Here is a 22,384-nt window from a genome sequence, read left to right on the forward strand (position 1 = left end):
CGCGATGCGCATGGCAAAAGGATTGTTGGGCTTGTTGATGGCGCTGCCATTGCTGGCCTCGGCCGAGGAAATCGGTCAGGTGTCGACGGTGTTCAAATTTGTCGGCCCGAACGACCGGATCGTGGTCGAGGCATTCGATGATCCGAAGGTTGAGGGTGTGACCTGCTACCTGTCGCGCGCCAAGACAGGTGGCGTGAAGGGTGGGTTGGGTCTGGCCGAGGATCGTGCCGAGGCGTCCATTGCCTGCCGTCAGGTCGGTCCGATCAACTTCAAGGGTGAGTTGAAGGATGGTGAAGAGGTGTTCAAGGAGCGCACTTCGCTGGTGTTCAAGACCATGCAGGTGGTGCGTTTCCTCGACAAGAAGCGCAACACGCTGGTGTATCTGGTCTACAGCGATCGTCTGATCGAAGGCAGTCCGCAGAATGCGGTGACGGCGATCCCGATTCTGCCGTGGGCGGCGGCTCATTAATCGCGCGTAAACAAAGAGGAGCCGGCTGGCTCCTCTTTTTTTGCCTGTGTTTTGCTGGAGTGGGGGCAAATCGCAGGCAATAAAAAACCGACCCTGAGGTCGGTTTTTTAATGACTACGTCGCTTAGGCAGCTTCTTTCAGTGCCTTGACGTGGCCATTCAGACGGCTCTTATGACGAGCAGCCTTGTTCTTGTGGATGATGCCTTTATCGGCCATGCGGTCGATAACTGGCACAGCCAGAACGTATGCAGCTTGAGCTTTTTCAGCGTCTTTTGCGTCGATGGCTTTAACTACATTCTTGATGTAGGTACGAACCATGGAACGCAGGCTGGCGTTGTGGCTGCGACGCTTCTCAGCCTGTTTTGCACGTTTTTTGGCGGAAGGTGAGTTGGCCACCGTCGAGCTCCTCGAAAGACTTTTTAGGAAATAGCAAACAAAATAGGCCGCGAATCATGCCGATGAGTTGAAGTCTTGTCAAGGGCGCTTGAAACGTTCCGCTAAGTGGTAGGCGTGGTGCGACGGGATATTTCTTTCCGGCGTGTGACCTGTAAACTCGCGAGCTTTGGCTCTGTGCTGTTGCGGCGCGGAGTATCGCACAAGTGGGCGCGTTATTCGCCTGCTGTTTATCGACAGGCACACATTCCTTCAATGAATCTGCTCAAATCGTTGGCCGCCGTCAGCTCTATCACGATGCTTTCCCGGATTCTCGGGTTTGTTCGCGACACGCTCATCGCCCGCACGTTCGGCGCCGGAATGGCGACCGATGCCTTCTTCATCGCCTTCAAACTGCCCAATCTGCTGCGCAGGATCTTCGCCGAGGGGGCGTTTTCCCAAGCTTTTGTGCCGATCCTGGCCGAATACAAAAGCCAGAAGGGCGAAGAGGCGACCCGCACCTTTGTTGCTTACGTTTCCGGCCTGCTGACACTCGTACTGGCGCTGGTCACCGCGCTGGGCATGATTGCCGCGCCCTGGGTGATCTGGGCCACGGCGCCGGGTTTCACCGATACGCCGGAGAAATTCCAGCTGACCTCCGACCTGCTGCGAGTGACCTTCCCTTATATATTGCTGATCTCCCTGTCTTCGCTGGCGGGGGCGATCCTCAATACCTGGAACCGTTTCTCGGTGCCGGCGTTCGTGCCGACCCTGCTCAACGTCAGCATGATCGTGTTTTCGCTGTTTCTGACACCTTATTTCGATCCGCCGGTCATGGCCCTTGGCTGGGCGGTGCTGGTCGGTGGTCTGGCGCAGTTGCTCTATCAACTGCCGCATCTGAAAAAGATCGGCATGTTGGTGCTGCCGCGCCTGAACCTGCGTGATACCGGCGTCTGGCGGGTGATGAAACAGATGTTGCCGGCGATCATCGGCGTCTCGGTCAGCCAGATTTCACTGATCATCAACACCATCTTCGCCTCGTTCCTGGTAGCCGGCTCGGTATCGTGGATGTATTACGCCGACCGTTTGATGGAATTGCCGTCCGGTGTGCTCGGTGTGGCGCTGGGCACGATCCTGCTGCCGACACTGGCCAAGACCTACGCCAGCAAGGATCGCCACGAATATTCGCGGATTCTCGACTGGGGCCTGCGCCTGTGCTTCGTGCTGGTGCTGCCTTGCGCGCTGGCGCTGGGGATTCTGGCCGAGCCGTTGACCGTTTCGCTGTTCCAGTACGGCCAGTTCAGCGGGTTTGACGCGGAGATGACCCAGCGGGCGCTGATTGCCTATTCTGTCGGTCTGTTGGGGATTATCGTGATCAAAGTTCTGGCGCCGGGCTTTTATGCGCAACAGAACATCCGTACCCCGGTAAAAATCGCAATCTTCACCCTGGTCGTTACTCAACTGTTTAACCTGGTGCTGATCGGTCCGCTGGCCCATGCCGGTCTGGCACTGGCGATCAGCGCCGGTGCCTGCCTGAACGCCGGGCTGCTGTTCTATCAACTGCGCAAGCAGCAGATGTATCTACCGCAACCGGGCTGGCTGAAATTCGGTTTCAAGCTGTTGGTCGCGGTGGCAGTGATGTCGGTGGTGCTGTTGATCGGCATGCATTTCATGCCTGCGTGGGATCAGGGCCACATGCTGGAGCGCTTTCTGCGCCTGGGTGCCTTGGTGGTTGCCGGTGTGGTGGCTTATTTCGGCATGTTGCTGCTGCTCGGTTTCCGCCTGCGCGACTTCAATCGCAAGGCGTTGAGTTGAGGTTGCACCCTTGAAAGACGGGCGTGAGCCGGCAGTTTTGTCGGCTCGATCACTTTGGGTTACGGTGTTGCCTGTCGTCGGCCGTCGGGTGTGGTTATAATCGGCCACTTTATGAGCAAGAAGCGCGTTATGCAGCTGGTTCGAGGCCTCCACAATCTGCGCCCCCAGCATCGGGGCTGCGTCGCCACTATTGGCAACTTTGACGGTGTTCACCGTGGTCACCAGGCCATTCTGGCCCGACTGCGTGAGCGTGCGCTTGAGTTGGGCGTGCCCAGCTGCGTGGTGATTTTCGAGCCGCAGCCACGGGAATTCTTTGCTCCGGAGACCGCGCCGGCGCGTCTGGCCCGGTTGCGCGACAAGCTGCAATTGCTGGCCGCCGAGGGTGTCGACCGGGTCTTGTGCCTGGCTTTCAACCAGCGCTTGAGCAAACTCAGCGCCAGTGAATTCGTCGACACCATCCTCGTTGATGGTCTCGGCGTGCAGCATCTGGAAGTCGGCGACGATTTCCGCTTCGGTTGCGACCGCCTCGGCGATTTCGATTTTCTGCTGCAGGCCGGGCAGGTTCACGGTTTTACCGTGGAAGCCGCGCAAACCGTCGAGCTGGACGGGATTCGTGTCAGCAGCACCCAGGTGCGCAACGCGTTGGCCGCCGCCGATTTTGCTCTGGCCGAACGCTTGCTTGGCCGCCCGTACCGGATTGCCGGTCGCGTGCTGCATGGCCAGAAACTGGCCCGCCAGTTGGGTACGCCCACGGCGAACATTCAACTGAAACGCCGTCGCGTGCCGATCACAGGGGTTTACCTGGTCGATGTGGATATCGACGGCAAGACCTGGCCCGGCGTCGCCAATATCGGCGTACGGCCCACGGTGCAAGGTGATGGCAAGGCCCACCTTGAAGTCCATCTTTTAGATTTTGCCGGCGATCTGTATGACCGGCGTCTGACGGTGGTTTTCCACCAGAAGCTGCGTGAAGAGCAGCGTTTCGCCTCCCTGGAGGCATTGAAAACGGCGATCAGCGCGGATGTCGCCGCCGCCCGTGCACTAGCCGCACCTAGCGCCCATCGCTAATGAAGAGCCTTAAATGACCGACTATAAAGCCACGTTAAACCTTCCGGACACCGCCTTCCCAATGAAGGCCGGCCTGCCACAGCGCGAACCGCAGATCCTGCAGCGCTGGGACAGTATTGGCCTGTACGGAAAGTTGCGCGAGATTGGCAAGGATCGTCCGAAGTTCGTCCTGCACGACGGCCCTCCGTACGCCAACGGTACGATCCATATCGGTCACGCACTGAACAAGATTCTCAAGGACATGATCATCCGCTCGAAGACCCTGTCGGGCTTCGATGCGCCGTATGTCCCTGGCTGGGACTGCCATGGCCTGCCGATCGAGCACAAGGTTGAAGTGACCCACGGCAAGAACCTGGGCGCGGACAAGACCCGCGAACTGTGCCGTGCCTATGCCACCGAGCAGATCGAAGGGCAAAAGTCCGAATTCATCCGTCTCGGCGTGCTGGGCGACTTCGCCAACCCGTACAAGACCATGGACTTCAAGAACGAGGCCGGTGAAATCCGCTCCCTCGCCGAAATCGTCAAGGGCGGTTTCGTGTTCAAGGGTCTGAAGCCGGTGAACTGGTGCTTCGATTGCGGATCGGCCCTGGCCGAAGCGGAAGTCGAGTACGAGAACAAGAAATCCTCGACCATCGACGTGGCGTTCCCGATCGCTGACGAAGCCAAACTGGCCGCCGCGTTCGGTCTGCCATCGCTGAGCAAACCTGCCTCGATCGTGATCTGGACCACCACCCCGTGGACCATCCCGGCCAACCAGGCACTCAACGTCCACCCGGAATTCACCTACGCGCTGGTCGACATCGGCGACAAGCTGCTGGTGCTGGCTGAAGAGCTGGTCGAGTCCTGTCTGACCCGTTACGGCGTCGAAGGCACCATTCTGGCCACTGCGCCGGGTTCGGCGCTGGAACTGATCAACTTCCGTCACCCGTTCTACGACCGTCTGTCGCCAGTGTATCTGGCCGACTACGTGGAACTGGGCGCCGGCACCGGCGTGGTTCACTCCGCCCCGGCTTACGGTGTGGACGACTTCGTGACTTGCAAGAAATACGGCATGGTCAACGACGAAATCCTCAACCCGGTCCAGAGCAACGGCGTTTACGTGCCGTCGCTGGAGTTCTTCGGCGGTCAGTTCATCTGGAAGGCCAACCCGGCCATCGTCGACAAACTGACCGAAGTCGGTGCGCTGATGCACACCACCGTCATCGAACACAGCTACATGCACTGCTGGCGCCACAAGACCCCGCTGATCTACCGCGCCACCGCGCAGTGGTTCATCGGCATGGACAAGGAGCCGGTGTCCGGCGACACCCTGCGCCAGCGCTCGCTCAAAGCCATCGAAGACACCAAGTTCGTACCGGCCTGGGGCCAGGCGCGCCTGCACTCGATGATCGCCAACCGTCCGGACTGGTGCATCTCCCGTCAGCGTAACTGGGGCGTGCCGATCCCGTTCTTCCTGAACAAGGAAAGCGGCGAGCTGCACCCACGCACCGTCGAACTGATGGAAGAGGTCGCCAAGCGCGTTGAAGTCGAAGGCATCGAAGCCTGGTTCAAACTCGACGCTGCCGAACTGCTGGGCGATGAAGCGCCGCAGTACGACAAGATCAGCGACACCCTCGACGTCTGGTTCGACTCGGGCACCACGCACTGGCACGTCCTGCGCGGTTCACACCCGATGGGCCACGAGACCGGCCCGCGTGCCGACCTGTATCTGGAAGGTTCGGACCAGCACCGTGGCTGGTTCCACTCGTCCCTGCTGACCGGTTGCGCCATCGACAACCACGCGCCGTATCGCGAGCTGCTGACCCACGGCTTCACCGTGGACGAGTCCGGTCGCAAGATGTCCAAGTCCCTGGGCAACGTGATCGCGCCGCAGAAAGTCAACGACACCCTGGGCGCCGACATCATGCGTCTGTGGGTCGCTTCGACCGATTACTCGGGCGAAATGGCCGTGTCCGAGCAGATCCTGCAGCGCAGCGCGGACGCCTATCGTCGTATCCGTAACACCGCGCGTTTCCTGCTTTCCAACCTGACCGGTTTCAACCCGGCCACTGACCTGCTGCCGGCAGAAGACATGCTGGCACTGGATCGCTGGGCCGTGGACCGTACCCTGCTACTGCAGCGCGAGCTGCAAGAGCACTACGGCGAATACCGTTTCTGGAACGTCTACTCGAAGATCCACAACTTCTGCGTGCAGGAGCTGGGTGGTTTCTATCTGGATATCATCAAGGACCGCCAGTACACCACCGGCGCCGACAGCAAGGCCCGTCGCTCGTGCCAGACCGCGCTGTTCCACATCTCCGAAGCGCTGGTGCGCTGGATCGCGCCGATCCTGGCGTTCACCGCCGACGAGCTGTGGCAATACCTGCCGGGCGAGCGCAACGAGTCGGTGATGCTCAACACCTGGTACGAAGGCCTGACCGAGCTGCCGGAAGGCTTCGAGCTGGGTCGCGAGTACTGGGATCGCATCATGGAAGTGAAGGTGGCGGTCAACAAAGAGATGGAAATCCAGCGCGCGGCCAAGGCCGTCGGTGGCAACCTGCAAGCCGAAGTGACGCTGTTCGCCGAAGACGCGCTGACCGCCGACCTGGCCAAGCTGAGCAACGAGCTGCGCTTTGTCCTGATCACCTCGACGGCCACTGTCGCGCCGTTCGTGCAGGCTCCGGCCGATGCTGTGGCCACCGAAGTCAGCGGCCTGAAGCTGAAGATCGTCAAATCCGCCTTCCCGAAATGCGCCCGATGCTGGCACTGCCGTGAAGATGTCGGCGTGAACCCGGAGCATCCGGAAATCTGCGGCCGTTGCGTGGACAACATCGATGGCGCCGGCGAGGTTCGTCACTATGCCTAATGCCGTTGGCCGTTTCGGACGGCTGAGCTGGCTCTGGTTGAGCTTGCTGGTTCTGGTCATCGACCAGGCCAGCAAGTTTTACTTCGAAGGCAAGCTCGAGATGTTCCAGCAGATCGTGATCATCCCTGATTACTTCAGCTGGACACTGGCCTACAACACCGGCGCTGCGTTCAGCTTTCTGGCTGACAGCTCCGGCTGGCAGCGCTGGTTGTTTGCCCTGATCGCGGTGGTGGTCAGTGCGGTGCTGGTGGTCTGGCTCAAGCGCCTGGGCCGCAACGAAACCTGGCTGGCCATTGCGCTGGCGCTGGTGCTGGGCGGCGCACTGGGCAACCTGTATGACCGCATTGCCCTGGGCCATGTGATCGACTTCATTCTGGTGCATTGGCAGAACCGCTGGTACTTCCCGGCGTTCAACTTCGCCGACAGCGCGATTACCGTTGGCGCGGTGATGCTGGCACTGGACATGTTCAAAAGTAAAAAAACCGGAGAAGCCGTTCATGACTGAACAGGTATTGGCTGAGCAACGCATCGGCCAGAACACGGAAGTCACTTTGCACTTTGCATTGCGCCTGGAGAACGGCGACACGGTCGACAGCACCTTCGACAAGGCTCCGGCGACCTTCAAGGTCGGCGATGGCAACCTGCTGCCGGGCTTCGAGGCGGCGCTGTTCGGTTTCAAGGCCGGCGACAAGCGTACGCTGACCGTCGAGCCGGAAAACGCCTTCGGCCAGCCGAACCCGCAAAACGTACAGATCATCCCGCGTTCGCAGTTCGTGGACATGGAGCTGTCGCCGGGGCTGCTGGTGATCTTCAACGATGCGGCCAATACTGAGCTGCCGGGTGTGGTGAAAGAGTTCGACGACGCGCAAGTGACCGTTGACTTCAATCATCCGCTGGCTGGCAAGACGCTGACCTTTGACGTCGAGATCATCAACGTCAAAGCGCTCTGAGTCACACAGCAGAATCCCTGTGGGGCCGGCTTGCTCGCGAATGCTGACTGACATTCAACATAAACGTTGTCTGAAACACCGCTTTCGCGAGCAAATCGAATCGTCGCTACCCCATTAGCTTTTCAACGTTTTCGCTATTTCTTGCGCGCAAGACACGAGGCACAGCATGCAAATCAAACTCGCCAACCCCCGTGGCTTCTGCGCCGGCGTGGACCGGGCGATCGAAATCGTCAACCGCGCCCTTGAGGTTTTCGGGCCGCCGATCTATGTGCGTCATGAAGTGGTGCACAACAAGTTTGTGGTCGAGGACCTGCGCAGTCGTGGCGCGATCTTCGTCGAGGAACTGGATCAGGTACCGGACGACGTCATCGTGATCTTCAGTGCCCACGGCGTCTCGCAAGCCGTGCGTAGCGAAGCCGCCGGCCGTGGCCTGAAAGTGTTCGACGCCACCTGTCCGCTGGTGACCAAGGTGCACATCGAAGTCGCGAAATACAGCCGCGACGGCCGTGAATGCATCCTGATCGGCCACGCCGGTCACCCGGAAGTCGAAGGCACCATGGGCCAGTACGACGCCAGCAATGGCGGCGCGATCTACCTCGTTGAAGACGAAAAGGATGTCGCCGAATTGCAGGTGCGCAATCCCGAAAAACTCGCCTTTGTCACCCAGACCACGCTGTCCATGGATGACACCAGCCGAGTGATCGACGCATTGCGTACGCGTTTCCCTGCCATTGGCGGGCCGCGCAAGGACGATATCTGCTACGCCACTCAAAACCGTCAGGATGCAGTCAAGCAACTGGCTGACGAATGCGACGTGGTGTTGGTCGTGGGCAGCCCGAACAGCTCCAACTCCAACCGCCTGCGTGAGCTGGCCGAACGCATGGCCACTCCGGCCTATCTGATCGATGGCGCCGAAGACCTGCAAAAGAGCTGGTTCGACGGTGTCGAGCGCATCGGCATCACCGCCGGCGCCTCTGCCCCGGAAGTCCTGGTGCGTGGCGTGATCCAGCAGTTGCAGGCCTGGGGCGCCACCGGTGCCGACGAGCTGGCCGGGCGTGAGGAGAACATCACGTTCTCGATGCCTAAAGAGCTGCGCGTTCGCTCGATCTGATCGCTTTATCCTTTCGGCACAGCGCCTGTTCGGCCTTTTGGCTGGTCAGACGAACGCGACCGGTTGCCGCCAGCACCACCTGGAGCTGGCTGACCGGCTCGCGAGCCGAGCACAGGTGCAATGTCCCCGCCTGAAACTTCCGGTCCGGCACCAGTGGCTGGCCCAGGCTACTGAAACGTATGTACCGGCTCACCAGCCAGTTGCCGACAATCGGTATCTTTCCATCACTCGCCTGCTCGATCAGCAATGGATTATCGGTGTCCTCGGCTCCCTTTCCGCTGATATCCAGAATGATCCGCCAGCCCTGGCCCCAATCACCGTTGATGCCGTGAATCACCACACTCTGATTGCGCGTGATGGCCATTGTCCGGGCATTACGGATGCCGTCGAGCAAAGACTGTGCGGCCTGCTGGCGCCGGTTTGATTCGGTGAAGTCCGCCAGCGCCGGACCGACCAGCGACAGAACAATTGCGCCGATCGCCAGTCCCATAAGCAGTTCGACCAGACTGAACCCCTGTTGCGGCATGTGCGCGTCCTCCCTGGATTGTGCACAGCGACGCAATCCGTGCGCCGTTCGCGGTAAATCAACCGGCGCATGCCGGTCGAATGTTCTAGGTTTGTACAGGTATAGCCGACGGCAACGGAGGGCATCGATGGATCATCGTACAAAAGGTTTCACGCTGATCGAGCTGCTGGTGGCGCTCGCGGTGTTTGTAATCCTGATCACGATGGCGGTGCCGGCGTTCACCCGTTCGGTGCAGGGCAGCAAGGCCGACACCGAAGTCGGCGACCTGCAACGGGCCCTCAATTACGCGAGGCTCGAGGCGATCAACCGGGGTACCACCACCCGCTTGCGACCGAGTGCCGGCGGCAACGTCTGGACCGGCGAGCTGGCGGTCTACGACAGTACTGGCACTTCGGCCAATGTATTGCGGGTTGTTCCAGCGATGAGCAGCGGCGCGACTCTGACGCTACCCTCTGGAGTGACCGCGCTGGATTTCAACAATCTGGGCGGGCTGGCGGCGCCGTCCACGGCGGTGCTCATCAGTTACGTGCTGGGAACGCAAAGCAGGACGCTGAACGTGTGTCTGAACGGAAGAATTCAATTGGGTGGAAGTTGCGGATGAGGGCAGGGAGCAAGCACGCACAGGAGGGCATGACGCTGATCGAAGTGCTGGTCGCGTTGTTGATTCTGACGGTCGGTTTGCTGGGCGCGGCAGCGGTTCAGCTCAATGCGCTGAAGTATACCGACAGCTCGCGGATGACCAGCCAGGCGAGTTTCATCGCCTACGACATGATGGATCGGATCCGCGCCAACTCGGGCGCCGACTACACCGTCACACCCCCCACCACGGGCAACCTGAGTGTCGCCCGGGATCAGGATCTCTACGACTTCACCACCAACATCGTCAATTTCGGCGGCCCGACCGCCACCGGCAGCATCACCCTCAATCAACGTGTGTACACCATCACCATCACCTGGAATGACGCGCGCGCCGCCAATACTTCCAGTGCGCCCCGCAGCTTTGTCCTGACCAGTCGCGCCGCGGTAGATCCGGTGGGCGCGCCATGAAACGTCATAATCTGGGTTTCGGTCTGATCGAAATGCTGGTGGCCCTGGCGCTGGGGCTGATCGTGGTGCTCGGCGTGGTGCAGATCTTTCTGACGGCGAAAAACACCTACGTCAGCCAGAACAGCGCGGCCGCCATGCAGGAAGATGCGCGGTTCGTGCTGAGCAAGATGATTCAGGAACTGCGCATGGTGGGCATGTTCGGTTGCCTGGGCACGATTACCGATTCCAGCTCGGCGGGGGATTTCACGGCAGCCCAGATTGCGCCGATCAGCTGGGACAACGCCAATCTCAAGCTGACCCTGGTCACGGCTGATGTCGGCAGTGCAGGCGGGACGCCGACCTGGACCGTGGTGTCCGATTGCCGTAACAGCGCCACCGCTTATACCGGCGCACGGGCTGCGGCGACGGGGCAGATCGCGTTTCCGATCCGTCGGTTGATCTACAGCTTCAGCAACAACCAGATTCTTATGGGCACCGGCAGCGGCAATCCGGCCCAGCAAGTGCTGGTGAATAACGTCAGTGCGTTCACTGTGATGTTCGGTCTGGCGAGTTCCGCAACCGATGTCGCGGCATCCACCTACAGTGCCAACCCCGGTGATCCGGCGCGGATCCGCAGCGTGCGCCTGAGCCTGACCCTCACTGATCCGAACAATCGGGTCCGCAATCAAACCTTCAACGTGGTTGCCGCCTTGCGCAACCGGTTGCAGTGAGGGGCGAGCGATGAACGTTTCTCTCCATCGGCGACGGTCCCAGGACGGCATGGTGTTGCTGGTCAGCCTAGTGTTTCTGCTGCTCCTGACGGTGATCGGCCTGTCATCGATGCAGAGTGCCAACCTGCAGGAAAAAATGGCCGGCAGCGTAAGCCTGCGCAATCAATCGTTCCAGACTGCCGAGGCGGCGCTGCGCATCGGCGAAAGTGCGGTGCAACTGGACGGCTACACGCTGGCAGTGTGCGCCAGCACCACCCAATGTGCGCCACCGGCGGAATCCTCGGTGGTCAGTGCGGCGGGGCTCAACTCCACGTCGGGCGTGACCTGGATCGCCGCCGGCAGCGGGTTTTACGGAGTACAGAACATCGGCACGACCCTGACGGCGGTAAACGTGCCGAGCAATACTTCGGCGACCTTGTACCGGGTCACGGCCGTCGGCATCGCCGGCACTTCGCGCAGTGTGGTGGAGAGTGTCTATGCGAAGTACTGAGCGACGCTTCAAATGGCTGTCGCTGTTGCTCGGCATGCTGACCGGGCTTTATCTGACTGCACCGGCGTATGCCTTTACACCGTCCGATTCGCCGCTGTTGAGCGCGGCGGCTGTGCCGCCGAACGTGATGTTGATGATCGACGACTCGGGCAGCATGAACAGCATCATCTATGCGACGGGTTTTGATCCGACCGTGGATCGCACGGCAGCCCGGCAGTGCAACGCGGTCATCGGCCTGTGCCTGAGCTCAACTGCCATCACCGGCGATACGATCTTCCTGTCGAGCCTGCCGACCTCCGGCTGCTCCGGCGGCGCCTATGCCTTCTACAACAACAGCCTGACGCCACTCTGCCTGAAATTGCCGGATCCGGTAGGCAGCGGCAACACCCGCTATTCGGCCGATTACATTTCCTATGTGGTCGGGCTGGCGAACAGCAACGGCACGCGCGACTTCACCACCGGGGCGATTCCCAACGATTACCGGATCAACGTGGCGCGCAACGTTTCCACTGCACTGGTCACCAGCAACCGCAACCTGCGCATGGGGCTGGCGACCTTCAACCCGGCCACCAGCAACAACCCCGGCAATGGTGGTTTCATTGCGCGCTCCATCAGCGACCTGTCACCGGTCAGCGGCAGCGTGACCCAGGCTCAGGCTGACACCAACTACAACGCACTGATTTCCTCGATCAACGGCCTGAACGCGGTGGCCAACACGCCTCTGGCCGAGACCTATTACGAAATCACCCGCTACATGCGCGGGATGGCGCCGTACTACAACAGCACGCCGAGCACTTACACCAGCCCGATCCAGTACCGCTGCCAGAAAAACTACGGGGTGGTTATCACCGACGGCCTGCCGACTTACGACCGCACCTTTCCGAGCAACGACCCGCTCGGCGGCAGTCGCCTGCCGAACTGGGACGGCATCAACAATGACGGGAACAATCTGAACGGGGACGGGGAGGGCGATACGCTGTATCTGGACGATATCGCCAAGTTCGCCTTCGACATCGATATGCGTTTCTCCGGAACCGACGCGGCGGGCAAGAGCTGGAATGCGGTGGATTTTCCCCGGCAGTACATGAATACCTACACCGTGGGTTTTACCGCTTCCAACGACATGCTCTCGGACGCCGCCGATTACGGACAGGGCCGCTACTACCAGGCGACCGACAGCGCCGGTTTGAATGCCGCATTGTCTTCGGCGTTGAGTGATATCACCTCCAAGGCGGGTTCCGGTGGTGCGGGTGTGACCAGCGGCACCACGCTGACCAGTAGCAGCAGTTTTTACCAGACCACCTATGACCCGAAGGATTGGCGCGGCACGATCAAGTCGTTTGGCTTTACCTCCGCCGGGGCGGTCAATACCTCGGCCGTGCAGTGGACCACCGATACCGCCATCGTGCCTGGCGCCACCGCGCCGACCTACCAGTCGTGGAATTCCCTGAGCAACACGGCGATAACGCTGGCCTATGGCAACTTCTCCCCGGCCCAGCAGACTGTTCTCAGTCAGGGTTTGCCCACCGGCATCAGCGGTATCGACCTGGTCGAATGGAGCAAGGGCACCAACAAGACCGGGCTCAAAGTGCGCAGTGTGTTGCTTGGGGACATCATCAACTCGCCACTTGTACTGGCTTCGCCCACGGAAAAAACCGCTTCCGATCTGGCCGGCGACACCACCTACAGCACCTATCTGACCACCAAGGCTGCGAACATGAACGCCAGCCTGGTGGTGAACGCCAACGACGGTTTTGTCAGCGTCATCAACTCGGCCAACGGTACCCGGCGCTATGCCTACATGCCGTCCAGCGTATTGCCCTCGTTGCGTCTGATTGCCGATCCGAACTACGTCAACGGCGTCAGCCACAAGTTTCTGGTGGATGGTCAGCTCGGTGTATTCGATGCCCAATTCGGCACGGTCTGGAAAACCCTGGCCATAGGCGGTACGGGTGCCGGTGGCAAGACTTTCTACGGGCTTCAGCTGTTCGACGCCTCGGCGGGCAACGTGATCCGCGCCTTGTGGGAGGTCAGCGCGCCGGCAGCCGCCAGCACTTCCAACGCTTTCAATGATCTGGGTTACGCCTATGCCCGTCCGGAAGTGGCACGCTTGGCCGATGGTCGCTGGGCGGCGTTCATTGCCAACGGTTACGGCAGCAACTCCGGGGTGGCGGCGCTGTATGTGCTGGATGTTCGCGATGGTTCGCTGATCAGGAAGATCGTGATCGACAGCAGCGAAACCACCAACGGCTTGTCGTCGGTGAAGCTCAAGGTCAACTCGCAGAATGTGGTGCAGGCTGCTTATGGTGGCGACTTGAAGGGGCGCTTGTGGAAGTTTGATCTGAGCGCCACGTCGAGTGACAGCTGGGGTGTTGCGTTTGCCGGCAAGCCGTTGTTCACCACGGCGGGTGGGGCGACACAGCCGATTACGGCGCAACCTTTGTTGGCGGACAATTCGCTCGGCGGCAAACAGATTTTCGTCGGCACCGGTAAATTCAACGAAACCGCCGACAAGACCAACAAGGATTTGCAGGCGTTCTATTCGGTGTGGGATGCCGATGGCGGATCGGGCCAGATCACGGTCAGCAGTTTGCAGGCTCAGGCGATTACCGGCGTGTTCTCCGGCAGTTCCGGGCAGTTTGTCACTACCAGCCAGAACGACACGACTTATCCGGCGGAGAAGGGCTGGTACCTGCCACTGGTGTACAACAACGCATTGACCGGCGAACGGGTGATCAATCAGGCCAGTCTGGTGCTTGGGCGTATTGTGTTCACCACGGCCAGTGTCGATACCACTGACCCGTGTTCCAGTTTCGGTACCGGCAAACTGATCGAACTCGATGCGTTCAGCGGTAAGATGCTCAACTACGCCGTGCTCGACACCAACGCCGATGGCGTGGTCGACAGCAACGACACGATCTCCAGTGGCGTGGTGTTCACCGGCGGTATCCCGACCCTGAACGCCATCGTCAACGGTGCAACACGCAAGATCGAGACCGACTCCAGTGGCGGCATCACCACCCTGGTGGAAAAGGGCGGCGGCGGCAGCCGTCGCATAATGTGGCGACAAATACAGTAAGTGAGAGTTCGAGGCATGCGCAGATCCAACCGAGGTTTCACCCTGATCGAAATCATGATCGTGATTGCGATCATCGGTATCGTCATCACCATCGGCTATCCGAGCCTCACCGAATATGTGAAGAAGGGCCGCCGCGCCGACGTGGTCAGCAACTTGTCGGAACAGGCACAGATCCTTGAGCGCTTCTATTCGAAGAACAACGTCTACACCGGTGTCACCGGGTTGAGCACCGGCAACGATTTCTACACCATCACGCCGACGATCACCGATCAGACCTTCCTGCTGACGGCGACCCGCAAGACCGGCACGGCGATGGCCACTGACAAGTGCGGGGATTTCACCCTCACCAACACCGGTGTCAGAAGCATGAACAACGCGACCACCGGGCTGACCACCAAGGATTGCTGGGGCCGCTGAGCCGCATTATTTCGGGCGCCTTTTGCGCCCACTGTCTTTTTTACGGTTGGATCAAACATGACCAGGCAACAGCAAGTGGTGATTGTCGGTGGCGGGGTGATTGGCCTGCTCACTGCGTACAACCTCGCCTCCGAGGTCGGCAGCGTGGTGCTGCTGGATCGTTCGAACGTCGGCCAGGAATCGTCCTGGGCCGGCGGCGGTATCGTGTCTCCGCTGTACCCGTGGCGCTACAGCCCGGCCGTCACCGCACTGGCGCACTGGTCGCAGGATTTTTATCCACAGCTGGGCGAGCGCCTTTTTGCTGATACCGGGGTCGATCCCGAAGTGCACACCACCGGCCTGTACTGGCTGGATCTGGATGACGAAGCCGAAGCGTTGGCGTGGGCTGCGCGGGAAAACCGCCCGTTGCGGGCTGTGGATATCTCGGCGGCGCATGATGCGGTGCCGGTGCTCGGTGGTGGTTTTTCCCGGGCGATCTATATGGCCGATGTGGCCAACGTGCGCAATCCACGACTGGTGAAGTCTTTGAAAGCGGCGTTGCAGGCGCTGCCGAATGTAACGATTCACGAGCAGTGCGAAGTCAGCGGGTTTGTCCGTGAAGGCGAGCGGGTGGTGGGCGTGCAGACTTCCACCGGTGTGATCGCTGGCGATCAGATCGTGTTGACGGCGGGCGCGTGGAGCGGCGAATTGCTCAAGACTCTGAATCTTTCGCTGCCAGTGGAGCCGGTCAAGGGCCAGATGATTCTCTACAAGTGTGCGGCGGATTTCCTGCCGAGCATGGTGCTGGCCAAGGGGCGCTACGCGATTCCGCGCCGTGACGGACACATTCTGATCGGCAGCACGCTGGAGCACGAAGGCTTCGACAAGACCCCGACTGACAACGCGCTGGAAAGCCTAAAGGCATCGGCAGTCGAGTTGTTGCCGGCGCTGGTGGAGGCTGAAGTGGTGGGGCATTGGGCCGGGCTGCGACCGGGTTCACCCGAAGGGATTCCATACATTGGCCGGGTTCCGGGGTTTGACGGTCTGTGGCTGAACTGCGGGCATTACCGCAATGGGCTGGTGCTGGCGCCGGCGTCCTGTCAGTTGTTTGCCGACGTAATGCTGGGCCGTGCGCCGATCATTGATCCAGCGCCGTATGCACCGGCCGGACGGATCTAGTCGGTTTTTCTTCCGGCGACTGATAATCGCCTTCGCGGGCAAACCCGCTCCCACACCTGTGGGAGCGGGCTTCAGTCCAGGCCCAGCTTCTTGAGCCTGTAGCGCATCGACCGAAACGACAGACTCAACCGCTGCGCCGCCGCCGTGCGATTCCAGCGGGTTTCCTCCAGCGCCTGCAAAATCAGTTTGCGCTCTACGCTCTCAAGATAGTCTTCGAGGTTGTCGATCTGGGTGAGATCGGCAATACCGCCTTCGGCGGTGCCGTTGCCTTCGATCAGACGTAGATCTTCGGCCTCGATCATGCGGTTTTCACACAGGGTGTGCGCCCGCTCAAGCACGTTCTCCAGTTCCCTCACGTTGCCAGGGAAACGGTAGTTTTTCAGCGCTTCAAGGGCATGAGGATGGAGCCGTGCCGCCGGTTGCCCGGTGCCACTGGCCAGGCGCTTGAGCATATGGCCGGCCAGCGCTTCGATGTCCTCGCGACGCTCGCGCAGAGACGGTACACGCAACTCGATCACGTTCAGCCGGTAATACAGGTCCTGACGAAAACGCTCGGCAGCCACTTCCGCGTCGAGGTCCTTGTGCGTCGCACAGAGGATGCGCACATCGACCACGGTTTCCTGCTGGCCGCCGACGCTGCGCACGGCTTTTTCCTGGATCGCCCGCAGCAGCTTGACCTGCATCGGCAGCGGCAGATCCGCCACTTCATCGAGAAACAGCGTGCCGCCATGGGCCGCCTGGAACAGCCCCGGTTTATCCTCCACTGCGCCGCTGAAACTGCCTTTGCGATGGCCGAAAAATTCGCTTTCCATCAACTCTGAAGGAATCGCCCCACAGTTCACCGGCACAAACGGCTGGCTGGCGCGCGGGCCCTGTTCATGAATCAGACGGGCCACCAGCTCCTTGCCGCTGCCGGACTCGCCGCTGATATAGACCGGTGCCTGGCTGCGGGCCAGTTTGTCGATCTGTTTGCGCAAGTTGCGCATCGGCGGTGAGTCGCCAAGCAACCGCCGGTCGATCGAAGTGCAGACATTGCCCGGCGCCGGCATGCGCAACGCCGAGCCGACCAGCTCGCGCAGGCGCGTCAGGTCCACCGGTTTGGTCAGGAAGTCGAAGGCCCCGGCCTTCAGAGCGTTGATCGCCGTTTCCAGGCTGCCGTAGGCGGTGATCATCGCGACCGGCAGTTGTGGATAACGTTGCTGAATGTGCTGCACCAGCTCCAGGCCGGTGCCGTCGGGCAGGCGCATGTCGGTCAGGCACAGAGCGAAGGTTTCGCGATGCAGCAGCGCCTGAGCTTCTGCGAGATTGCGTGCGCTGAAGGTGTCGAGTTTCATCCGTCCCAGGGTGATTTCCAGGAGTTCGCGGATATCCGGCTCGTCGTCGACGATGAGGATTTTTTGCCGTGGGCTCGTGTTCAACTTTGTTTCCGTCCGTGAGCAAAGGTGATGCGAAAGCAGCCGCCGCCTTGGCGTGATTTGAAGTCTAGGCGCGCTTGATTGCTTTCGCACAGCTCACGGGACAGATAAAGCCCAAGGCCGGTGCCCTGGCTGCTGGTGGTAAAAAACGGTTCGAACAGGTGAGCCTGCTGATCCAGCGGCACGCCAGGGCCATTGTCCTGCACCTCGAGCACGGCCAGCGTGCTTTCGGGGTCGATCAGCAGCGTCAGCCAGACCTCGGCCGGATCGTGCAAAAGGGCGCTATGGCGCCAGCCGTTGCGTAACAGATTGTCGAGAATCTGTGTGAGCTGGCCAGGATCCATCAGCGTGCGAAAGTCCCCCGGACCGATGTGCAGGTGAATGTGCTGGCGCTCGCCGGCCTGTTCGCGGCTCTCGTTGACGAACTGCTCCAGCCACGGCTTGAGATCCAGCCGTTGCGGTGCGCTCTGCTGGCGGCGGGACAGTTGCAGGACGTTTTCGATGACTCGGTTCATGCGTTGGGAGTGGTCTTGAATGATCTGCGTCAGACGCCGATCCGCGCCGTCGAGTTCCTCGGACTCCCGCAACAGCTGCGCGGCATGACTGATGGCCCCCAGCGGATTGCGGATTTCATGGGCGATACCGGCGGTCAGCCGGCCCAGCGCGGCGAGTTTCAATTGCTGGGCCTGCTGGGCGATCTGTGCGAGGTCTTCGAGAAATACCAGGGTCTGGCGGTTCGGACTCTGTTCCAGGGCAATGAAGCTCGGTTGCAGCTCCACACCGTTGCCGCCGATCTTCAGGCTTTGCGGGCGCAGCGTCGGGTTGTTCAGCCACAGTTGCAGGCGCTCGACCAATGCGCTCGAGTGCTCGTCGATCAACTCGCCTTCAAGGTGTGTCTGGCCCAGCAGGGTCTTGGCGCTGTGGTTGGCCAGTTGCACCCGGCGCTGTTCGTCGAGCACCAGAATGCCGGTGCGCATGCGTTGCAGGATCAGCGCGTTGAGGGTTTCGAGCCCAACGACTTCGCTGGCGCGCTGCTCGGCCAGGTTCTCGCTGACCTCCAGACGGCGCATCAATCCTTGCACCAGCAATGACGCTGCGAAGCACAGGGCGCCGAGTGTGCCGGCCTGGAGATAATCGTTGGCGCTCAGGGGATGGCTGAAACTCAGCAGAAAGCTGAGCCCGACGATGCCGAGGGTGGCGATGGCGGCGATCAGCAAACCGATACGTCGTCGCAGCAAGGTGTTGCTGATGGCCACCGAGACGATCAGCAGGTTGCCGATCGCGCTGGCCACGCCGCCGGCCGCATAGAACACGCCACACAGCAGCAGGATGTCGACCAGTGCCAGGCCGAACAACTGGGCGGGGCGGCGGATGTTCTCGAGGAACACCACCAGCAGGATGTTCAGCACCAGGTACAACCAGCTGCCATTGCGCAGCCACTCGTCGTTGGTCGAGTTCAGCAGGCGGTTGTCCATGTTGCTGGAGATCAGCAACACCAGGGTGATGCCGACACTCAAACGGTACAGATGATAGAGGCGCAGCAGTCGCTGGGCCTGTTTGCTGTCGGCGTTGTCGGCCTCAGCGCTCACTGGAGCCTGGGCCTTGCTCAAGGTGAGCCTGGCTGCAATACCACTGTTGTTGAAGATTCAGCGCGCGGTCGCGGGGCAGGTGCACGCCGCAATGGGCGCAACGCACCATCGGCGCGGCATCCTGTTCGCGAGGTGATCGGGCGGACGAGGCGGGGGAATTGAATTTGCGCCACAACCAGACAGCGGCGGCGATCAAGGCAATCCAGAACAGTAAACGAAGCATGATGGGCGGCTTTTCGGCTAATGATTCGGCAGTTTAGCCAAGGACCCGACGAGCGCACAGCCCAATCACACGCCGCAATAAAAAGGGAGATCCGAAGATCTCCCTTTTTGGCATCACCGACGTGATCAGTCGAACAGACCGAAGGTCAGGTAGCTGAAGATGGAACGATCGCTGTCGCTCGACTCCGGTTCCGGCTCTTCGATCACGTCGCCGTTTTCGTCTTTCGGCTTGAGCTCGTTCGGGATCGCGTCTTTCGCATCCTGGAACTGTTTCTGCACGTCCTGGTTGGCGCGGGTTTCTCCCGGCGGCAGCGGCGGACGGGATTCGATCAGGCCCAGCGTGGCCTTGCTCAGGAACGAGCGGTTGTCTGCTTCGGCAACGCGAGGTACGAACTGGCCGTCCTGCAGGCTCGGATGGTTCGGGTAGTTGAGCTTCAGGGTTTCCAGGCTGGTGGCCGCCAGTTCGTCCAGATGCAGACGCTGATAGGCTTCGGTCATCACCGCCAGGCCGTCACCGACCGATGGGGTTTCCTGGAAGTTTTCCACTACATAACGACCACGGTTGGCAGCGGCGACATAAGCCTGACGGGTCAGGTAGTAGTCGGCCACATGGATTTCGTAGGCGGCCAGCAGGTTGCGCAGGTAGATCATGCGCTGCTTGGCGTCCGGCGCGTAGCGGCTGTTCGGGTAGCGGCTGGTCAGCTGGGCGAACTCGTTGTAGGAGTCACGAGCGGCACCCGGGTCACGCTTGGTCATGTCCAGCGGCAGGAAGCGCGCCAGCAGGCCGACGTCCTGGTCGAACGAAGTCAGGCCCTTCAGGTAGTAGGCGTAATCCACGTTCGGGTGCTGCGGATGCAGACGAATGAAACGCTCGGCAGCGGACTTTGCAGCTTCCGGCTCGGCGTTCTTGTAGTTGGCGTAGATCAGCTCCAACTGCGCCTGATCGGCATAGCGACCGAACGGATAACGCGACTCCAGGGCCTTCAGCTTGGCTGTGGCGCTGGTGTAGCTGTTGTTATCCAGGTCCTGTTGAGCCTGCTGGTACAGCTCGGCTTCACTCAGGTTTTCGTCTACGACTTCCTTCGATGAGCAAGCAGCGGTCAATGCGAGGATGGCGATCAGCAGCAGGTGTTTCACTTGCATGGCGGCTTGCGTCCCTATGACGGCCGCTGTCTTGGGCGGGGCCGTCCTGTTATGATGAGCGCCCCGTTGAAAAGCCCCGGGGCAAAAGACGCCGTATTTAACCACAAGCGCGCAGCCGAAACCAAAGGCTGTAGCCGACGCCCAGTCCGAGCATGTCCGATAAAATTGAACTTCGCGCAGAGGTGCCGTCCGAATTGGGCGGCCAACGCCTCGATCAAGTCGCCGCCCAACTCTTCGCCGAGCACTCGCGCTCGCGCCTTTCCGCCTGGATCAAAGAAGGTCGCCTGACTGTGGACGGGGCGGTCATCCGCCCGCGCGACATCGTTCATGGCGGTGCCATCCTTGAGCTGACTGCCGAGCAGGAGGCCCAGGGTGAATGGGTCGCTCAGGACATCGAACTCGACATCGTCTATGAAGACGACGACATTCTGGTGATCAACAAGCCTGCCGGCCTGGTGGTGCACCCTGCCGCCGGTCACGCTGATGGCACCTTGCTCAACGCCTTGCTGCACCACGTGCCGGACATCATCAATGTCCCGCGCGCCGGTATCGTGCATCGTCTGGACAAGGACACCACCGGTCTGATGGTGGTGGCCAAGACCATTCAGGCGCAGACCAAACTGGTCGCCCAGCTGCAAAGCCGCAGCGTCAGCCGGATCTACGAGTGCATCGTGATCGGCGTGGTCACCGCCGGCGGCAAGATCAATGCCCCGATCGGCCGTCACGGCCAGCAGCGTCAGCGCATGGCGGTGATGGAAGGCGGCAAGCCTGCCGTCAGCCACTACCGCGTGCTGGAGCGCTTCCGTTCCCACACTCATGTACGGGTGAAGCTGGAAACCGGTCGTACTCACCAGATTCGCGTACATATGGCACACATCAACTTCCCGTTGGTCGGTGACCCGGCGTACGGCGGTCGTTTCCGCATTCCGCCGGCTGCGAGCCAGACCATGGTCGAATCCCTAAAGCACTTCCCGCGTCAGGCCCTGCACGCGCGGTTCCTCGAGCTGGATCACCCGACCACCGGCGAACGCATGAGCTGGGAATCGCCGCTTCCGGAAGATCTGGTGTGGTTGCTGACCCTGCTCAAGCAGGATCGCGAGGCATTCGTCGGATGAACTGGCTGACGCCGGACTGGCCCGCGCCGGCCAGCGTCAAGGCCTGTGTCACCACCCGCGAGGGCGGCGTCAGCGAGGCGCCGTTCGACAGCCTCAACTTGGGCGATCACGTCGATGACCGCCCGGAGGCCGTCGCCGAAAACCGTCGGCGCCTGACCGAACACTTCTCCATAAAACCTGCCTGGTTGCAGCAAGTGCACGGGATTGTCGTGGCGCATGCGGACCCGTCCGTGGTGGCCACGGCGGATGCCAGCTGGACCGCAACACCCGGCATCGCTTGTGCAGCGATGACTGCCGATTGCCTGCCGGCGCTTTTCTGCAATCGTGCCGGTACTCGCGTGGCGGCGGCGCACGCGGGCTGGCGTGGTTTGGCGGCTGGCGTGCTGGAAGCCACACTGGACAGTCTGGATGTTGCCGCTGAGGACATTCTGGTCTGGCTCGGCCCGGCCATCGGCCCGCAAGCCTTCGAAGTCGGCCCGGAAGTCCGGGAAGTCTTCATCAATCAATTGCCTGAAGCCGAGACAGCCTTTGTCCCGAGCCACAACGCCGGCAAGTTCATGGCTGACATCTATAAGCTGGCGCGGCTGCGTCTGGCGGTTCGCGGTGTCACTGCTGTTTATGGCGGCGGTTTCTGTACCGTGACCGATCCGCGCTTCTTCTCTTATCGCCGTGCATCGCGCACTGGTCGCTTCGCCTCCCTCGTTTGGCTCGAGTCGCCCGACGCCCGCTAAGCTTGTCTGATCTGCATCAACTCCCTGGCGCTTGAATCTTCCAGAATCGACCGCATCTATAGCGGTATCTGGCAGGTTTCTTTATTCAGGATGGTTTTTTAGGTCCGGCCTG

The 22,384-nt window shown here is 60.8% G+C and carries 22 protein-coding genes; 16 read left to right on the forward strand and 6 right to left on the reverse strand.

Annotation, left to right across the window (positions count from 1 at the left end):
- Window positions 1–4 precede the first annotated feature (4 nt).
- Window positions 5–469, forward strand: a complete 465-nt coding sequence (locus AC1MDC_RS13125; RefSeq protein ID WP_085697535.1) for a CreA family protein — start codon at window positions 5–7, stop codon at window positions 467–469.
- Between the two features lie 123 nt (window positions 470–592).
- Here the strand turns inward: AC1MDC_RS13125 and rpsT are convergent, their stop codons facing one another.
- Complete coding sequence (gene rpsT, locus AC1MDC_RS13130) at window positions 593–865, reverse strand: 30S ribosomal protein S20 (protein WP_003228351.1); 273 nt, start codon at window positions 863–865, stop codon at window positions 593–595.
- Window positions 866–1,117: 252 nt separating this feature from the next.
- On the opposite strand from rpsT, the gene murJ reads away from it, so the two are divergent.
- The 6 genes from murJ (at window position 1,118) to ispH (ending at window position 8,630) form a co-directional block, all read left to right on the forward strand.
- Window positions 1,118–2,656, forward strand: coding sequence for a murein biosynthesis integral membrane protein MurJ (gene murJ / locus AC1MDC_RS13135; protein ID WP_480393109.1), 1,539 nt, complete (start codon window positions 1,118–1,120; stop codon window positions 2,654–2,656).
- Between the two features lie 129 nt (window positions 2,657–2,785).
- A complete protein-coding gene (ribF, locus tag AC1MDC_RS13140; RefSeq protein WP_085697533.1) occupies window positions 2,786–3,724 on the forward strand; it encodes a bifunctional riboflavin kinase/FAD synthetase in 939 nt (312 codons plus the stop codon).
- A 13-nt stretch (window positions 3,725–3,737) separates the two neighbouring features.
- Window positions 3,738–6,569, forward strand: coding sequence for an isoleucine--tRNA ligase (gene ileS / locus AC1MDC_RS13145; RefSeq protein WP_480393110.1), 2,832 nt, complete (start codon window positions 3,738–3,740; stop codon window positions 6,567–6,569).
- Window positions 6,562–7,074, forward strand: coding sequence for a signal peptidase II (gene lspA / locus AC1MDC_RS13150; RefSeq protein WP_085697531.1), 513 nt, complete (start codon window positions 6,562–6,564; stop codon window positions 7,072–7,074). Before ileS ends, lspA begins: the two co-directional genes overlap by 8 nt.
- A 7-nt stretch (window positions 7,075–7,081) precedes the next feature.
- A complete protein-coding gene (fkpB, locus tag AC1MDC_RS13155) occupies window positions 7,082–7,519 on the forward strand; it encodes an FKBP-type peptidyl-prolyl cis-trans isomerase (RefSeq protein WP_236182084.1) in 438 nt (145 codons plus the stop codon).
- A 166-nt stretch (window positions 7,520–7,685) separates the two neighbouring features.
- The gene (gene ispH / locus AC1MDC_RS13160) at window positions 7,686–8,630 is read left to right on the forward strand and encodes a 4-hydroxy-3-methylbut-2-enyl diphosphate reductase (RefSeq protein ID WP_007963828.1); all 945 of its coding nucleotides are present in this window, start codon (window positions 7,686–7,688) and stop codon (window positions 8,628–8,630) included.
- Here the strand turns inward: ispH and AC1MDC_RS13165 are convergent.
- Window positions 8,602–9,156, reverse strand: a complete 555-nt coding sequence (locus AC1MDC_RS13165; RefSeq protein ID WP_085703161.1) for a GspH/FimT family pseudopilin — start codon at window positions 9,154–9,156, stop codon at window positions 8,602–8,604. The genes ispH and AC1MDC_RS13165 overlap by 29 nt on opposite strands.
- Before the next feature lie 127 nt (window positions 9,157–9,283).
- Between AC1MDC_RS13165 and AC1MDC_RS13170 the strand changes: the two genes are divergently transcribed.
- From AC1MDC_RS13170 to thiO, 7 genes are read left to right on the forward strand one after another with little or no spacing between them, the layout of a single operon-like run.
- Window positions 9,284–9,757, forward strand: coding sequence for a GspH/FimT family pseudopilin (locus AC1MDC_RS13170; protein WP_085703162.1), 474 nt, complete (start codon window positions 9,284–9,286; stop codon window positions 9,755–9,757).
- Window positions 9,754–10,203 carry a type IV pilus modification protein PilV gene (pilV, locus tag AC1MDC_RS13175; protein ID WP_085697527.1) on the forward strand — a complete coding sequence of 150 codons (450 nt, stop codon included), beginning with the start codon at window positions 9,754–9,756 and terminating at the stop codon, window positions 10,201–10,203. Before AC1MDC_RS13170 ends, pilV begins: the two co-directional genes overlap by 4 nt.
- Complete coding sequence (locus AC1MDC_RS13180; protein WP_480393111.1) at window positions 10,200–10,913, forward strand: PilW family protein; 714 nt, start codon at window positions 10,200–10,202, stop codon at window positions 10,911–10,913. Before pilV ends, AC1MDC_RS13180 begins: the two co-directional genes overlap by 4 nt.
- Before the next feature lie 10 nt (window positions 10,914–10,923).
- Window positions 10,924–11,403, forward strand: a complete 480-nt coding sequence (locus AC1MDC_RS13185) for a pilus assembly PilX family protein (RefSeq protein WP_085697525.1) — start codon at window positions 10,924–10,926, stop codon at window positions 11,401–11,403.
- On the forward strand, window positions 11,390–14,482 hold the full coding sequence (locus AC1MDC_RS13190; protein WP_480393112.1) for a pilus assembly protein: 3,093 nt from the start codon (window positions 11,390–11,392) through the stop codon (window positions 14,480–14,482). Before AC1MDC_RS13185 ends, AC1MDC_RS13190 begins: the two co-directional genes overlap by 14 nt.
- Window positions 14,483–14,497: 15 nt before the next feature.
- Window positions 14,498–14,899, forward strand: a complete 402-nt coding sequence (locus AC1MDC_RS13195) for a type IV pilin protein (protein WP_039771691.1) — start codon at window positions 14,498–14,500, stop codon at window positions 14,897–14,899.
- A gap of 57 nt (window positions 14,900–14,956) precedes the next feature.
- Window positions 14,957–16,057: a glycine oxidase ThiO gene (thiO, locus tag AC1MDC_RS13200; protein WP_085703166.1), complete on the forward strand. Its 1,101-nt coding sequence runs from the start codon at window positions 14,957–14,959 to the stop codon at window positions 16,055–16,057.
- A gap of 71 nt (window positions 16,058–16,128) precedes the next feature.
- Here the strand turns inward: thiO and AC1MDC_RS13205 are convergent, their stop codons facing one another.
- The 4 genes from AC1MDC_RS13205 to AC1MDC_RS13220 form a co-directional block, all read right to left on the reverse strand.
- A complete protein-coding gene (locus AC1MDC_RS13205; RefSeq protein WP_085697522.1) occupies window positions 16,129–17,475 on the reverse strand; it encodes a sigma-54-dependent transcriptional regulator in 1,347 nt (448 codons plus the stop codon).
- Window positions 17,472–19,061 (reverse strand): ATP-binding protein, encoded by a 1,590-nt coding sequence (locus AC1MDC_RS13210; protein ID WP_085697521.1) that lies wholly within the window; start codon window positions 19,059–19,061, stop codon window positions 17,472–17,474. The genes AC1MDC_RS13205 and AC1MDC_RS13210 overlap by 4 nt, the downstream gene beginning before the upstream one ends.
- Window positions 19,051–19,284 (reverse strand): PP0621 family protein, encoded by a 234-nt coding sequence (locus AC1MDC_RS13215; RefSeq protein ID WP_085697520.1) that lies wholly within the window; start codon window positions 19,282–19,284, stop codon window positions 19,051–19,053. The genes AC1MDC_RS13210 and AC1MDC_RS13215 overlap by 11 nt, the downstream gene beginning before the upstream one ends.
- 125 nt (window positions 19,285–19,409) lie before the next feature.
- Window positions 19,410–20,426, reverse strand: a complete 1,017-nt coding sequence (locus AC1MDC_RS13220; RefSeq protein ID WP_085697519.1) for an outer membrane protein assembly factor BamD — start codon at window positions 20,424–20,426, stop codon at window positions 19,410–19,412.
- A gap of 152 nt (window positions 20,427–20,578) precedes the next feature.
- Here AC1MDC_RS13220 and rluD point away from each other — a divergent pair, with 152 nt between their 5' ends.
- Together rluD and pgeF are read left to right on the forward strand one after the other, a co-directional pair.
- On the forward strand, window positions 20,579–21,541 hold the full coding sequence (rluD, locus tag AC1MDC_RS13225) for a 23S rRNA pseudouridine(1911/1915/1917) synthase RluD (protein ID WP_011335991.1): 963 nt from the start codon (window positions 20,579–20,581) through the stop codon (window positions 21,539–21,541).
- Window positions 21,538–22,272: a peptidoglycan editing factor PgeF gene (gene pgeF / locus AC1MDC_RS13230; protein WP_085703170.1), complete on the forward strand. Its 735-nt coding sequence runs from the start codon at window positions 21,538–21,540 to the stop codon at window positions 22,270–22,272. Before rluD ends, pgeF begins: the two co-directional genes overlap by 4 nt.
- Window positions 22,273–22,384: the final 112 nt, after the last annotated feature.

It is taken from the genome of Pseudomonas sp. 1 (assembly GCF_056626735.1).

What these genes read in the sequence shown, in the direction of transcription:
- AC1MDC_RS13125 (WP_085697535.1), top strand. Translation starts at nt 5, where the DNA reads ATGCGCATGGCAAAAGGATTGTTGGGCTTGTTGATGGCGCTGCCATTG.
- murJ (WP_480393109.1), top strand. Translation starts at nt 1,118, where the DNA reads ATGAATCTGCTCAAATCGTTGGCCGCCGTCAGCTCTATCACGATGCTT.
- ribF (WP_085697533.1), top strand. Translation starts at nt 2,786, where the DNA reads ATGCAGCTGGTTCGAGGCCTCCACAATCTGCGCCCCCAGCATCGGGGC.
- ileS (WP_480393110.1), top strand. Translation starts at nt 3,738, where the DNA reads ATGACCGACTATAAAGCCACGTTAAACCTTCCGGACACCGCCTTCCCA.
- lspA (WP_085697531.1), top strand. Translation starts at nt 6,562, where the DNA reads ATGCCTAATGCCGTTGGCCGTTTCGGACGGCTGAGCTGGCTCTGGTTG.
- ispH (WP_007963828.1), top strand. Translation starts at nt 7,686, where the DNA reads ATGCAAATCAAACTCGCCAACCCCCGTGGCTTCTGCGCCGGCGTGGAC.
- AC1MDC_RS13165 (WP_085703161.1), bottom strand. Translation starts at nt 9,156, where the DNA reads ATGCCGCAACAGGGGTTCAGTCTGGTCGAACTGCTTATGGGACTGGCG.
- AC1MDC_RS13170 (WP_085703162.1), top strand. Translation starts at nt 9,284, where the DNA reads ATGGATCATCGTACAAAAGGTTTCACGCTGATCGAGCTGCTGGTGGCG.
- pilV (WP_085697527.1), top strand. Translation starts at nt 9,754, where the DNA reads ATGAGGGCAGGGAGCAAGCACGCACAGGAGGGCATGACGCTGATCGAA.
- AC1MDC_RS13180 (WP_480393111.1), top strand. Translation starts at nt 10,200, where the DNA reads ATGAAACGTCATAATCTGGGTTTCGGTCTGATCGAAATGCTGGTGGCC.
- AC1MDC_RS13185 (WP_085697525.1), top strand. Translation starts at nt 10,924, where the DNA reads ATGAACGTTTCTCTCCATCGGCGACGGTCCCAGGACGGCATGGTGTTG.
- AC1MDC_RS13190 (WP_480393112.1), top strand. Translation starts at nt 11,390, where the DNA reads ATGCGAAGTACTGAGCGACGCTTCAAATGGCTGTCGCTGTTGCTCGGC.
- AC1MDC_RS13195 (WP_039771691.1), top strand. Translation starts at nt 14,498, where the DNA reads ATGCGCAGATCCAACCGAGGTTTCACCCTGATCGAAATCATGATCGTG.
- thiO (WP_085703166.1), top strand. Translation starts at nt 14,957, where the DNA reads ATGACCAGGCAACAGCAAGTGGTGATTGTCGGTGGCGGGGTGATTGGC.
- AC1MDC_RS13215 (WP_085697520.1), bottom strand. Translation starts at nt 19,284, where the DNA reads ATGCTTCGTTTACTGTTCTGGATTGCCTTGATCGCCGCCGCTGTCTGG.
- AC1MDC_RS13220 (WP_085697519.1), bottom strand. Translation starts at nt 20,426, where the DNA reads ATGCAAGTGAAACACCTGCTGCTGATCGCCATCCTCGCATTGACCGCT.
- rluD (WP_011335991.1), top strand. Translation starts at nt 20,579, where the DNA reads ATGTCCGATAAAATTGAACTTCGCGCAGAGGTGCCGTCCGAATTGGGC.
- pgeF (WP_085703170.1), top strand. Translation starts at nt 21,538, where the DNA reads ATGAACTGGCTGACGCCGGACTGGCCCGCGCCGGCCAGCGTCAAGGCC.